We start from the raw sequence: 13,207 nt of genomic DNA, 5'->3' as shown, positions 1-13,207 counted from the left end.
ATCAGGTCAGGCCTTACAGATCGAGGCGACGTCGTCGACGCCGGCGGCGGGTGTTGTCGGTGTGGCCGAGGGCTTCTTGGTGCTGCTCGGCTTCTTGCTCGTACTGCTGCTCGGGTGGCTGGCGGTGCTACTCGGAGTGTTCGAGGTCTTACCGTCTCCTCCCGAGCCGCCCTTGTCCAGCGCTTCCGACTTTGCAATCGCCTCCGCGACCTTGGCCCGGATCACCGCGAAGTCCGGGTTGCTGGTGTGGATCAGCGGTGGGACCGCGGAGAAGCTTGACACCGGCAGCTTCTTCGCGTCCAGCGCGAGGTCGGTGAAGGTACCGAGCTGACCGGCCGGGATATCGGTCTTGACCACTTCTTTGCTGGCCGAAGCGATGCCCTGGAACTTGGTGATCACGGTCTGTGGCGAGAGCTGGTTCAGCATCGCCGACATCACGCACTTCTGCCGTGCCATCCGCGCGTAGTCCGAGGAGTCGGCCCGGGACCGGGCGAACCAGAGCGCGTGGTACCCGTCCAGGTGCTGGTTCTTGCCGGCCTCGATGTAGCCCTTGATCGGCGAACTGCCGCCGCCGATCGGCACCCGGACGCCGATGTCCAGGGTGATGCCGCCGACCGCGTTCAGCAGGTCGCGGAAGCCGGCCAGGTCGATCAGTACGAAGTAGTTGATCTTCAGCCCGGTGGTCGCCTCGATCGCCTGCGCGGTCGCCGTTTCACCGGGATTCGGATCGCCGGGGAACAGGTCCTTGTGGCCGGTCGCGTACGTGTACACGCCGTTCAGCCAGCAGTTCGGGGTGCAGTTCTTCCACTGGAAGCCGTCCGGGAACTGCTTCGCCATCGCCGTACCTTCCGGGAACGGCACTTTCGAGAGGTTCCGGGGCAGTCCGATCAGGACCGTACGGCCGGTGTCGGCGTTGATACTTGCCACCGTCATGCTGTCCGGGCGCGTGCCGACCCGGTCCGCGCCGGAGTCGCCGCCCATCAGCAGCACGTTGTAGCGGCCCTTCTCGGCCTTCGACGAGTGCCCGCTGCCGAACACGCTGGCGACGAAGTCACGCTGGGTGTTCACGAACACGCTGGCGTAGATCAGCGCGCTGACGACGACGAAGATCAGCGCGCCGTCGAGGATGCTGGTCATCAGCCGGTGGTTGCGCTCCAGCGTCAGCGGCTGCGCGATCCGGTACGCGTCGATGAACAGCGCGGCCCAGCCGACCGCGAGCAGGATCAGGATGATCTGCACCAGCCGCAGCGTGCCCGGCCGGGCCAGGAAGTTGATCGTGCCGGCCCGCCAGATCAGGGCCAGGACGACCAGGAAGACGATGATCGCGACCAGGCCGGCGACGACCCGCCAGGCCCACCGGCCGGCCCGTTTGCTCCCGGCCACGATCTGGGCCGATCCGGGCAGGACCAGCGTCATCAACAGCAGCGTCAGCGCCCGCTTGAACCGAACCGGTTCGCGGAGATTGCGCAGGTCTGGCTTCTCCTGCGGCATGACATCCTTCCGTTCTCCACCGGCGGGCTCATGCCGACCGTACCTTGTCCCGCACCGTCATCCGGTACGACGTGCCGGGCGGGGAGATGGTTCGGGCGGAGGCGGATTCGGAGACGAAGAGTAGCAGTCCGGGCACGGAGCGCAGGAAAACCCCTGCACTGACCCTGGGTACGGCCGCTTTGATCGAGTTGTGATGGTGGCCGTGGGGTGAATGCGTTACGAAGTGCTGCACGTACAAACAGTGAGGAAACCGCCCCCATGAAACTCTTCAGTACGCTGCTGGCCGCCGCCGCGGTCGCGTCCACCACCCTCCTCGGCAGCACCACCGCCCAGGCCGCGCCGGTCGCCGACGTCAAACCGGCGGCCGCGCCAGGCGCCGACTTCACCGGGATCGCCGCGCTCAGCAACTGCTCCGCGTCCCTGGTCCGGTACGCCGAGTCCGCCGCCACCGACAAGGCCCTGGTACTCACCAACGGGCACTGTTACGAAGGCGGGTTCCTGCAACCCGGCCAGGTACTGGTGAACACGGCGTCGTCACGGTCGATCACGTTGCTCAAACCCGATGCGAGCCGGGCCGGTACGGTGCGTGCCGAGAAGATCCTGTTCGGCACGATGACCAAGACCGACATGATCGTGTACCAGGTCAACGAGACGTACGCCTCGATCAAGACGCGCCTGAACGTCGCGCCGCTGACGCTCGCCAAGCAGGGTCCGGCGGACGGCGCCGGGATGGCGGTCGTGTCCGGGTACTGGAAGCGGATCTACACGTGTTCGGTGCAGGCGACGATTCCGCAACTGCGGGAGGGCGACTGGACTTGGCAGAGTTCGATCAAGTACCGGCAGCCGGGGTGCGAGACGATCGGGGGTACGTCCGGATCACCCGTGGTGAGTACTGTCACCGGTGAGGTGATCGGGGTGAACAACACCGGCAACGAGGACGGCGAGCGGTGCACGGTGAACAACCCGTGTGAAGTCGATGCCAACGGCAACGTCACGGTCGAGCAGGGCGCCGCGTACGGCCAGCAGACCTGGTGGTTGTACACCTGTTTGACCACTACTCGTTCAATCGATTTAAACAAGGCCGGTTGCCAGTTGCCCAAGCCGGCCGGGCGCCGCTGAGCCTGCAAAAATAACGGTCTGTAGTGGAGTAACGGCTCCGTGAGGTCAACGGTGTGACGTGCCGCACTCGGTTCCGGTAACGTCCGGCCGCATGGCTGTCGACTCCGCTACTGACCGCGTTGTACCGACCAGTTGGCCGAGCCCGTTCGGAGTACGGACGCGGCTGATCGCGGCCAGTGCACTGATGCTCTTCACCGAGCTCGCGCTGATCCGCTGGACCGGTTCCAACGTCGTCCACCTGAGCTACTTCTCGAACTTCGTCCTGCTCGGCTCGTTCCTCGGTATCGGCATCGGTGTCCTCCGGTCCGGCCGCGCGAAGCGGTTGCCGTACTACTCGCCGATCATGCTCGGCCTGCTGGTACTGGTGATCGCCTGGAAGCCGGTCACCGTCGATCGGGGCAGTTCGTCCAGCGTCATCTACTTCACCAGCCTGAACACCACCGGGCCGCCGGTCTGGGTGATCCTGCCGATCATCTTCGTCGCGGCCGCGGTGGTGCTGGCCGGTCCGGCCGAGCTGGTCGGCCGGTGCTTCGCCGAACTGCCTCGACTGACCGCGTACCGGTTCGACCTGGTCGGCAGCCTGATCGGGATCGCGTCGTTCACCGCGCTGTCGTTCCTGGGCGCGCCGCCGATCTGGTGGGGCCTGGTCGTCACCGCGGTGTTCGGTCTGTTGATGATTCCGGCCGTGGGTCGCCGTGCGGTTGCAGTCGGACTGAGCGCCGCGATGGTGCTGTCGCCGCTCATCGTGATGCTGGGCATCCTGTTCCACGAGTCGACCCGCCCGGAGAACAGCTGGTCGCCGTACTACAAGGTGCAGACGCAGCAGTACACCTGGGAAGGCGTGCCGCTGCTGACGATCAAGGTGAACGGCGTACCGCACCAGCAGGCGATCCCAGCGGACGCGCGACTGAAGTGGGAGCCGCAGTACGGCCTGCCGTACGAGCGGGCGAACGCCGGCAAGCAGCCGAAGAACGTCCTGATCATCGGTGCCGGTTCGGGTTCGGACGTGGCGATCGCGCTGAAGAAGGGCGCGACGCATGTGGACGCGGTCGAGATCGATCCGCGGATCCGTGACATCGGCAAGGCGCTGCACCCGGACCACCCGTACCAGGACCCGCGGGTGACCTCGCACATCGACGACGGTCGCGCGTACCTGTCCCGGACGGACAAGAAGTACGACCTGATCCTGCTGGCGCTGCCGGACTCGCTGACGCTGGTGAACGGCGCGAGTTCGCTGCGGCTGGAGAGCTACCTGTTCACCAAGCAGGCGTTCGAGTCCGCGAAGGAGCACCTGAACCCGGGCGGCGCGTTCGCGATGTACAACTACTACCGCGAAGGCTGGCTGATCGACCGGCTCGCCTCGACGGCCCAGTCCGCGTTCGGGCACAAGCCGTGCGTGGACAAGATCGGCGACGGTCTGCAGCAGGCCGTGGTGACGGTCGGACTGACCGAGCAGGACCAGACCTGTGGGGCGGCCTGGGCCGGCGCGTCCGCGAACACCCCGCCGCCGGCCACCGACAACCGGCCGTTCCTCTACTTGTTCACGGACCGGATTCCCAGCCTGTACCTGATCACCATCGGGCTGATCCTGGCTGCCGGTCTGGTTGCGGTCGGCGTCGCGGGCGGCGGCGGCTCGTACCGGCGGATGCGCCCGTACGCGGACCTGTTCCTGCTCGGCGCGGGCTTCATGCTGCTGGAGACGAAGAGCATCACCGGCTTCGCGCTGCTGTTCGGCACGACCTGGGTGGTCAACGCGATCGTGTTCGCCGGCGTACTGGTGGCGGTGCTCGCCGCGGTCGAAGTGACGAGGCGGTTCAAGACACCACCGATCAAGGTGATGTTCGCGGTGCTGTTCGGCGGGCTGGCACTGTCCTGGGTGTTCCCGGACAGCTGGCTGCTCGGGATGCCGGTCGGGTTGCGGGCGCTCGTCGCGGTACTGATCGCGTTCCTGCCGATCTTCGCCGCGAACGTGATCTTCGCGAAACGCTTCACCGACACGGCTGACGGCACCGCGTCGTTCGGCGCGAACCTGCTCGGCGCGATGCTCGGCGGCTGTCTGGAGTACGCGGCCCTGGTCATCGGCTTCCACGGCCTGCTGATCATCGCCGCCGTGCTCTACGCCGGTGCGTTCCTGCTGACACCCAAGATCCGGCAGGCCGTGCGGCAGTAGGTCTGGTACGGATTCGGCCCGCCCGGGCCGGTACGGCTGGCCCGGGATGGCAGGATCGTTGCCATGACTTGGCTTGTGACCGGTGGTGCGGGGTATATCGGGGCGCATGTGGTGCGGGCGTTCCGCGACAGCGGGATCGACGTGGTCGTGATCGACGACCTGTCGAGCGGCAAGGCGGAGTTCGTACCGGACGGCGTGCCGTTCGTCCGGGCGAACCTGCTGGACGGCGCGGCTGTCCGGCAGGCGCTCGACGGTGTCACGGGCGTCGTGCACCTGGCCGGCTTCAAGTACGCCGGGGTGTCGGTGGAGCGGCCGCTGCACACGTACACGCAGAACGTGACGGCGATGGTGTCGTTGCTGGAGGCGATGGGGGAGAAGGGCGTACGCAACATCGTCTTCTCCTCCAGCGCCGGCGTGTACGGGACGCCGACCGAAGAAGTGGTGACCGAATCGACCCGGCCCGCGCCGGAGTCCCCGTACGGTGAGTCGAAGCTGATCGGGGAGTGGCTGCTCCGCGACCAGGCCGCCGCTTCGGAGCTGCACCACACCGCGCTGCGGTACTTCAACGTGGTCGGCTCCGGCGATCCGGCGGTGTACGACGCGAGCCCGTACAACCTGTTCCCGATCGTCTGCAACCTGCTGACCCAGGGGAAGGTGCCGCAGATCTACGGCACCGACCACCCGACCCCGGACGGTACGTCGGTGAAGGACTACGTGCACGTGGCCGACCTGGCGCGGGCGCACGTCGCCGCCGCCCGCGCGCTGGAGGCCGGTACGGCGCTGGAGCCGGTGTACAACCTGGGCAGCGGCACCGGTACGTCGGTCCGCGAGATCATGGACGCCGCGCGCCGGGTGACCGGGATCGACTTCACGCCGGGCGAAGGCCCGCGCCGGCCGGGCGACCCGTCCCGGGTGGTCGCGAACGGCGACCTGGCCGCCCGCGACCTGGACTGGAAGAACACGTACACGGTCGACCAGATGTTCGCCACCGCATGGGAAGCCTGGCCGGCCGGTACGCCGTCCTGAGCCGGCCGGTCTGCTTCGGAAGTCAGTACTCCTTCTTGAAGTAGCCGGACGTTCCGAGGTCCAGCCCGCCCGGGCCGGTGAGAACGCCACCTTCGACCGGCAGCGTGTGGCCGGTGATCCAGGACGCGTCGGCGGAGGCCAGGAACGCGACCGCGGCGGCGATGTCCGCGGGCTCGCCGACCCGGCCGAGCGGGTACAGCTTCGAGAACCGCTCCAGGGTCCCCGGCTGGTGATCCCAGATCGGCGTCCGAATGGTGCCCGGGGCAACGACATTGAAGCGGACGCCGAGCTCGCCGTACCGGGCCGCGTAGTTGACGCTCATCGCGATCTGGCCGGCCTTGGCGGCGGAGTACTCGATGTTGCCGAAGGCACCGATCGCGTTCACCGAACTGATCGTCACCACGTTGCCGCGATGCTTCACCAGTTGCGGCAGCGCGGCCTGGATGCAGCGCGAGGCGCCGATCAGCGTCAGGTCCAGCTGGGCCTGCCAGAGCTCGTCGGGCGTGTCCTCGGGCGACGGCGCGATCAGGCACCCGCCGGCGTTGTTCACCACCACGTCCAGCCGGCCGAACCGCTCGACCGCTGCCGCGACCGCGGCGTCCACGTCGTCCCGGCTCGTCACGTCCACCCGGACGGCGAGCGCCTCCGTACCGATCTCGGCCGCGAGCGCGCCGAGCTTGTCCTCCTGCGGATCCGTGACCACCACGGCCGCGCCCTCGTCCGCGAGCCGCCGCGCGACCGCCGCCCCGATCCCCTGCGCGGCCGCCGTGACCAGCGCGACCTTCCCCTCGAACCGCCGCACGCTACCCCTCCGTCAGTTGACTGAGCACCCGATCGACCTTCTCGTCCGCGACCCGGCGCTCCAGCTTGCTGGTGTCCAGATTGCGGCAGAGCACGATCGAACCACCTCCGGAGATCACGCCGACCAGCAGCGCGAGACCGTCCCGGTCGGTCAGCGTCCGGGTGACCAGGATTCGGTCCCGGACGGGTTCCGCCGTACCGATCAGATCCTCGTGGGTGAGTTCGTCGTACGCGGGTGAGGTGGGCGTCGGTGGGTCGAACGGGACGAACAGGTCGGGATGGTTGTAGACCTCCGCGCCGAAGTCGTGCACGCCGTCCGGCAACGGATCCCGGAAGCGGCCGCCGAGCGGGAGCAGCGCCGAGGCGATCGTCTCGCGTTCGCCACGGATCGCGACGTCCGGGCCGGTGATCGCCAGCGTGCCCGTACCGCTGGTCAGGCCCGCGCCGGCCGACCAGGCGGACAGCGCCCAGACGACGCCCAGCCAGTGCGGTGGGAGGCCGATCGCGACCGTTTCGCCGGTCTCCAGGTCGTACTCGTCGACCAGCAGGTTCGCGGTCTTGGCGACCCAGTTCGCGGTGGTGACCGCGCTCAGCTCGATCCGTTCGCCGCTCGCGTCGTCGTAGTGGGTCAGGAACGGGGCGCCGCCGTCGCGCCGGACCGCGGCCGCGAACAGCTCGGGCAGGATTCGTGACATATGGCCCACCCTACGGTTCCGGGCGCGGCGTACCGTGGAAAGTGAATCCGCTCGGAAGAAGGCTTGTCATGGTGGTACAGCTCGCGCTGCCCGAAGGCGGCGAATGGATCGTCATCCTGGTCATCGTGATCCTGCTGTTCGGCGCGAAGAAACTGCCCGAACTGACCAAGAACGCGGCCCGGGCGATGAAGGAGTTCGAAAAAGCCCGCAACGGCGACGACGACGAGCAGCCCGCCCAGGTAACAGCACAAACCCAGCCGATGCAGGCGGCCCAGCCGCAATCACAGCCGCAATCAAAGCCGCAATCGCAGCCGGTCCAGCAGTCGGTCCAGCCCCGGCCGGTTCAGCCCCAGCCGGTTCAGCCCCAGTCGGTTCAGCCCCAGGCACCCGTTCAGGATCGGCCGGTTCAGTCGGCGCCGCCCGCTCCGCCAGTGCAATCCGGGGCGGAACCGCCGGAGGCGTCCACGCCTCGGTAAGGGCCTCGTCACCCGTCGTTGGTTAGGTTAGCCTAACTTTCGTGACGGGAACGACGATCCGCGGTGAGATCAGACGGCTGACCCGCTCCGGCGACTCCCGGGTGATCTGCCCGGTCCGGGTCGAGGCAGTCGAACCGCTGACCGCGCATTTCAGCCGCGTGACCGTACAGGGCGACGGCCTGGCCGCGTACCGCACGATCCGCCCGGCCGACGCGTTCAAACTGGTCATCCCGCCCACCGGCACCGGCAGCGTACGCATGCCCAAGATCGCACCGACCGGAGCACCGGTCTGGCCGCAGGACCGACCGGCACCGCTGATGCGCGCCTTCACCGTCCGCGCGTTCGACCCATCCACCCGCCGCCTCAGCTTCGACGTCGCCCACCACGGCACCGGCCCGGCGATCACCTGGCTGAACCACACCCGCCCCGGCGACACCCTCGTACTGTTCGGAATCCGCCGCGAGTTCCACGCCGGCGACGTGGACCACCACCTGCTGATCGGCGACTCCACCTCGCTCCCGGCGATCGCGAGCATCGTCGACACCCTCGACGTACCGTCGACCGTCATCTTGCAGGCCGAGTCACCGGCCGAGCAGGCGCTGGTCAAGGGCGACGTGCACTGGGTACATGCACCGCCGGTCACCGGTCCGGGCAGTGTCCTGGAGCAGGCCGTTCGCGCGTACCGGCGGCCGCCCGGACGATTGCAGGCATGGTGCGCGGCCGAGGCCGGTGTGGTTCGCGCGATCCGCCCGTACCTGGCCGGCGAGCTCAGGGTGGGCCGTGACGATCTGCACACGGTCGCGTACTGGATCGCCGGCGCGACGGCCGAGCGCGGGGACGCGGAGCGGATGAAGTGGTACACCCAGGCGACCGAGCAGGGACTGGACGCGACCGACCCCGCCGTACTGCAGGCGCTGGAGTTCTCATAGGGTTTGATCATGTTGATCCTGGCCGGCCTGGGCCTGATCCTGGTGCTGACCGTTGCCACTGGCTACTTCGTCTCGCAAGAATTCGCCTACGTCGCCGTCGACCGAAGCCGGTTGCGGACCCTCGCCGAGGAGGGGAACGCCGCGGCCGCCCGCGCGCTGAAGGTGACCGCCCGGCTGTCGTTCATGCTGTCCGGCGCGCAGGTCGGTATCACCGTCACCGCGCTGCTGGCCGGCTACTTCGCCGAGCCGTACCTCGGTGAAGGCCTGGAGCACCTGATGGGTGGCGCCGGGGTGCCCGAAGCCGTCAGCAGGTCGGTTTCGGTGGTCCTGGCGTTGCTGCTGGCAACAATCATCCAGATGGTGTTCGGTGAGCTGGCCCCGAAGAACCTGTCGATCGCGAGGGCCGAGGCGGTCGCGCTCTGGCTGGCTCGCTCGACCCTCTGGTACCTGACCATCGCCGGTCCGCTGATCCACCTGTTCGACTCGGCGTCGAACCGGATCCTGCGCCGGGTCGGGATCGAGCCGGTCGAGGAACTGCCCCAGGGCGCGACGCCGCAGGAGCTGGACCGGATCATCGAGACCTCCTACGAACAAGGACTGCTGGACCAGGACACGATGCGGCTGCTCGACCGCGGCCTGGACTTCCGCGGCCGGACTGCCGGTGAGGCGATGGTTCCGCGCGTCGACGTGATCACCATGCACCGCGACGAGCCGCTGACCCGGGTGGTCGAGCTGCAGGACACCGGGCACTCCCGGTTCCCGGTGATCGGGGACTCGGTGGACGAGGTGATCGGCGTGGTCGCGATCGGCGACGTGGTCGAGCTCGAACCCGCCGACCGGGCGTCCATCTCGGTCGGTACGTTGGCGTCGCCGCCGGTCGCCGTACCGACGACGTTGCCGCTGCCCGGCGTACTGGAACGGCTCCGGACCGCGCGCCGGCAGCTCGCGATCGTCGTCGACGAGTACGGCGGATTCGCCGGGATCGTGTCGCTGGAGGACATCGCCGAGGAACTGGTCGGCGAGATCCGCGACGAGGACGATCTGCCCGAAACCGGTCTGGTGCAGGGCGGCGACGGTTCGTGGGTCGTACCCGCCAGATGGCGGCTCGACGAGGTCGCGGAGGCGACCGGGGTGCAGCTGCCGGAAAGCGACGACTACGAAACCGTGTCCGGGCTGGTGATGGCGCGACTCGGCCGCATCCCGGTGATCGGCGACACGCTTGTCGTGGACCTCCCGTCGCGGATCGATCACGACGGCAGGCCGGTGCCCGAAGAGTTCGTCCGGTTGACCGTACAGAGCATCGAACGCCGCGTACCCGAGATCGTCCTGATGGAGCGGATCGCATGAGTACGACGCTGGCATTGATCATTTCCGTCGTACTGCTGGCGCTGAACGGGTTCTTCGTCGCGGCCGAGTTCGCGCTGGTCGCGTCCAAACGGCACCGGCTGGAAGAACTGGCCGCGTCCGGCAGCCGGTCGGCGCGATCCGCGATCGCCGGCGTCAGCGAACTGTCGCTGATGCTCGCGGGCGCGCAGCTCGGCATCACGCTGTGCACGCTGGGCCTGGGTTCGCTGAGCGAGCCCGCGATCGCGCACCTGTTGCACCCGCTGTTCGAGCTCGCGCACATCCCGGAGGGCGTCGGCCATGTGATCGCGCTGATCATCGCGGTCGGCGGTATCGGTCTGCTGCACGTACTCCTCGGCGAGATGGCGCCGAAGTCCTGGGCGATCAGCAACCCGGAACGTTCGGCGCTGATCCTCGCGATGCCGTTCCGCGGGTTCACGTACGTGTTCCGGCCGTTGCTCAGCATGCTCAACTGGATCGCCAACCTGTGCATCCGGCTGGTCGGCGTCACCCCGCAGAACGAGATCGCCAACGCCCACGGGCCCGACGAGCTCCGGTTGCTGATCGAGTCGTCCCGCGAACACGGCACGCTGGAGGAACCCGAACACGAGCTCCTCACCGCCATGCTCGCCCTGCAGAACACCACGGTCGGCCAGGTGATGACGCCGATCGCCCAGCTGTCAACGGTCCCCGTGGCCGCGACGGCCCGGGAAGTCGAGCTGACCAGCCGCCGGGAAGGTCACTCCCGGCTCGCCGTGGTTCGAACCGGGGAGCCGGCCGGGCCGCCCGGCGGAGCCACGGTTGCCGGCGACGCGCTGCCGAAGGTGATCTGCGGGATCGTGCACGTACGCGACGCGGCCCGGGTGACGACCGCCGGCGACACCACCAGCCGCGCGTCCGACCTGATGATGCCGGCCCTCGAACTCGGCGAGCGCACCCCGGTCGCAACCGCGATCCGCACCATGCGCGAGGAGCGCTCCCAACTCGCGGTCGTCTGCGGCGACGGCACCGCGATCGGCGTAGTAGCCCTCGAAGACCTCCTCGAGGAAGTAATCGGCGAGTTCGACGACGAAACCGACCCCATCATCACCGCCACCCGCCCCACCTGACCCGAACACCCCCACGCACCCGCCCCGCTCGCCGATCCGCTGTCGCCGCCGAACCCTCCGTTTGAAGGGGCATCCCCGGAGCCGCAGGGTTGTCCCCTCGAATTTTCAGGGGGCAACCCTGTCGTGGCGGGGGCAAGCGCGCCGGTAGGGTTTGTGCTCATGCGAAACGTGGTGATCCTGGCGGGTGGTTCGGGTACGCGGCTGTGGCCGATGTCGCGGGACGACCGGCCGAAGCAGGTGCTACCGCTGGCAGCAGGACAGTCGCTGCTTCGGGTGGCGTACAACCGCCTGAGCGGTCTGGTCGACCCGGACAACATCTACGTGTGCACGGTCGGCGCGTACACGGATGTCGTCCGCAAGGAGCTGCCCGAGCTGGGTGCGCACAACATCATCGGCGAACCGGCCCGGCGCGACACCGCGAACGCGGTCGGCCTGGCGTCCGCGGTGGTTGCCCGCAACGATCCGGACGCGGTGGTGGCGTTCGTCGGTTCGGATCACCTGATCAGCCCCGAGGACGAGTTCCGGGCGGCGATCGAGCACGGCTTCGAGGTGGTGGAGGCGCGCGGGCAGTCGCTCGTGACGTTCGGCATCGAGCCGACGCATCCGCATACCGGACTCGGATACATCGAGCGGGGCGCGGCGATCGAGGGTACGAACGCCTTCGTCGTGGACCGTTTCCGCGAGAAGCCGGACCGGGCGACGGCCGAGGAGTACCTGGCCACTGGGCGGTTCTGGTGGAACTCCGGGATGTTCGTTTGGCGGGCGTCGACGGTGCTGAACGTACTCGACACACTGTTGCCGGAGTCGGCCGCCAAGCTGCGCGAGGTCGCGGCTGTTTGGGACACGCCGGCGCGCGATGCGACGCTGGCGGAGATCTACCCGAACCTGCGCAAGATCAGCGTCGACTACGCGGTGATGGAGCCGGCTTCGCAGGGCAAAGTGGACGCTGATGTGGTGGTCGTCCCGATGCCCGTGCATTGGCTCGATGTCGGTTCCTGGGCGGCGCTCGCTGACACGTACGAGGCGGATCCGGACGGGAACCGCACCGACAGCAGCACGCTGAGCTGCTTGCTCGACTCCCATGACAACATCATCGTCACGGACGACCCCGACCACCTGGTGGCAGCCGTCGGCCTACGAAGCCACATCATCGTCCACACCCAGGACGTCACGATGGTCTGCCCACTGTCAGACGGCGAACGCGTAAAAGACCTGGTAGCCCAAGTCCAGTCAGACCACGCCAACTACATCTGAGCCCCCCACGCGAAGCTACGCCGGCGTTCTGCTGCGCCGGCCAGGGTCAGCCGCCGTTGGGTTCCTGGGCGTCTGCGGCCGGGTACTTTTCCATGAACTGTTTGAGGGCGTCGCCGCTGACCGAGCCGCAGAACTGGCGGTGGCCGAAGGACTTCTGGGCGGAGTCGGGGGCGCTCCAGTGGGCGAAGGCGATGTTCTTGCCGTCCGGCCAGCCCTTGCCTTCGTCCTGCTTGAACGGTGCCGCGATGAACTTGCCGATCGACGTGTCGGGCAGCTTCGACTTGGAGATCTTCTCGATCTGGTCGATCTGGTCCTGCGGCAGGGTGTCCTTGTACCAGAGGATCGTGTACCCGTGCTCGAGGTTGTGGACCAGGTTCTCCACCGCCGGGCGATCGCTCATCGAGTAGAACTTCTTGTCGAACGGCGCCCAGACCGCGTAGTGCGGGCCGGACGACGGCGGCGACACCGCGTACGCGATCTTCTCGCCGTCGGGCCGGTGGTCCTGGGTGCCGCCGCCCTCGTCGTTGGTGACCGGGTCGCAGGACGCCGAACCGGCCGCGACGCCGAAGTCGGTGAGCGCCTGGTTCTTGGTCCGGGAATCCTGGATCAGCTTGATCGCCGGGTAGGCGATGATGGCCAGGCCGACCACGATGGAGCACACCACGATCAGGATCGTGCGGCGGCGGTCCGCGCGGACCTGTTCACGCTGCATCTTCTCGATCATTTCGCGGCGCGACTGCTTCTGCGACGACGCTTTACCCACAGTGTTGGTCTTCCCGGCTAAGGGCGGCCA

At 68.0% G+C, this 13,207-nt stretch carries 12 protein-coding genes; 8 read left to right on the top strand and 4 right to left on the bottom strand.

The window, feature by feature from the left end:
- Positions 1-6 precede the first annotated feature (6 nt).
- Entirely contained in the window at positions 7-1,491 is a 1,485-nt protein-coding gene (locus HDA44_RS19120) for an LCP family protein (protein ID WP_184836313.1), read from the bottom strand.
- Between the two features lie 258 nt (positions 1,492-1,749).
- Between HDA44_RS19120 and HDA44_RS19115 the strand changes: the two genes are divergently transcribed.
- From HDA44_RS19115 to galE, 3 genes are all read left to right on the top strand, one after another.
- Complete coding sequence (locus tag HDA44_RS19115) at positions 1,750-2,610, top strand: S1 family peptidase (RefSeq protein WP_184836311.1); 861 nt, start codon at positions 1,750-1,752, stop codon at positions 2,608-2,610.
- A 91-nt stretch (positions 2,611-2,701) separates the two neighbouring features.
- The gene (locus tag HDA44_RS19110) at positions 2,702-4,780 is read left to right on the top strand and encodes a spermine/spermidine synthase domain-containing protein (protein WP_184836309.1); all 2,079 of its coding nucleotides are present in this window, start codon (positions 2,702-2,704) and stop codon (positions 4,778-4,780) included.
- A 63-nt stretch (positions 4,781-4,843) separates the two neighbouring features.
- Positions 4,844-5,806 (top strand): UDP-glucose 4-epimerase GalE, encoded by a 963-nt coding sequence (gene galE / locus HDA44_RS19105; RefSeq protein ID WP_184836307.1) that lies wholly within the window; start codon positions 4,844-4,846, stop codon positions 5,804-5,806.
- Positions 5,807-5,828: 22 nt separating this feature from the next.
- Here the strand turns inward: galE and HDA44_RS19100 are convergent, their stop codons facing one another.
- Together HDA44_RS19100 and HDA44_RS19095 are read right to left on the bottom strand one after the other, a co-directional pair.
- On the bottom strand, positions 5,829-6,608 hold the full coding sequence (locus tag HDA44_RS19100) for an SDR family oxidoreductase (protein ID WP_184836304.1): 780 nt from the start codon (positions 6,606-6,608) through the stop codon (positions 5,829-5,831).
- Position 6,609: 1 nt separating this feature from the next.
- Entirely contained in the window at positions 6,610-7,302 is a 693-nt protein-coding gene (locus HDA44_RS19095) for a TIGR03089 family protein (RefSeq protein ID WP_184836302.1), read from the bottom strand.
- A 68-nt stretch (positions 7,303-7,370) separates the two neighbouring features.
- Here HDA44_RS19095 and HDA44_RS38115 point away from each other — a divergent pair, with 68 nt between their 5' ends.
- From HDA44_RS38115 to HDA44_RS19070, 5 genes are all read left to right on the top strand, one after another.
- A complete protein-coding gene (locus HDA44_RS38115; RefSeq protein ID WP_184836300.1) occupies positions 7,371-7,778 on the top strand; it encodes a twin-arginine translocase TatA/TatE family subunit in 408 nt (135 codons plus the stop codon).
- A gap of 41 nt (positions 7,779-7,819) precedes the next feature.
- Positions 7,820-8,707: an SIP domain-containing protein gene (locus HDA44_RS19085; RefSeq protein ID WP_184836298.1), complete on the top strand. Its 888-nt coding sequence runs from the start codon at positions 7,820-7,822 to the stop codon at positions 8,705-8,707.
- A gap of 9 nt (positions 8,708-8,716) precedes the next feature.
- Positions 8,717-10,054, top strand: coding sequence for a hemolysin family protein (locus tag HDA44_RS19080; RefSeq protein WP_184836296.1), 1,338 nt, complete (start codon positions 8,717-8,719; stop codon positions 10,052-10,054).
- The gene (locus HDA44_RS19075; protein ID WP_184836294.1) at positions 10,051-11,160 is read left to right on the top strand and encodes a hemolysin family protein; all 1,110 of its coding nucleotides are present in this window, start codon (positions 10,051-10,053) and stop codon (positions 11,158-11,160) included. The genes HDA44_RS19080 and HDA44_RS19075 overlap by 4 nt, the downstream gene beginning before the upstream one ends.
- Positions 11,161-11,319: 159 nt before the next feature.
- Positions 11,320-12,414 carry a mannose-1-phosphate guanylyltransferase gene (locus HDA44_RS19070; protein WP_184836292.1) on the top strand — a complete coding sequence of 365 codons (1,095 nt, stop codon included), beginning with the start codon at positions 11,320-11,322 and terminating at the stop codon, positions 12,412-12,414.
- 46 nt (positions 12,415-12,460) lie between these two features.
- On the opposite strand, the gene HDA44_RS19065 is transcribed toward HDA44_RS19070, so the two are convergent.
- Positions 12,461-13,126 carry a DUF3105 domain-containing protein gene (locus HDA44_RS19065; protein ID WP_238352487.1) on the bottom strand — a complete coding sequence of 222 codons (666 nt, stop codon included), beginning with the start codon at positions 13,124-13,126 and terminating at the stop codon, positions 12,461-12,463.
- Between the last annotated feature and the right edge of the window lie 81 nt (positions 13,127-13,207).

Source organism: Kribbella solani, from assembly GCF_014205295.1.
Classification (GTDB): Bacteria; Actinomycetota; Actinomycetes; order Propionibacteriales; family Kribbellaceae; genus Kribbella; species Kribbella solani.
This window is presented reverse-complemented; position numbering and strand designations above follow the sequence as displayed.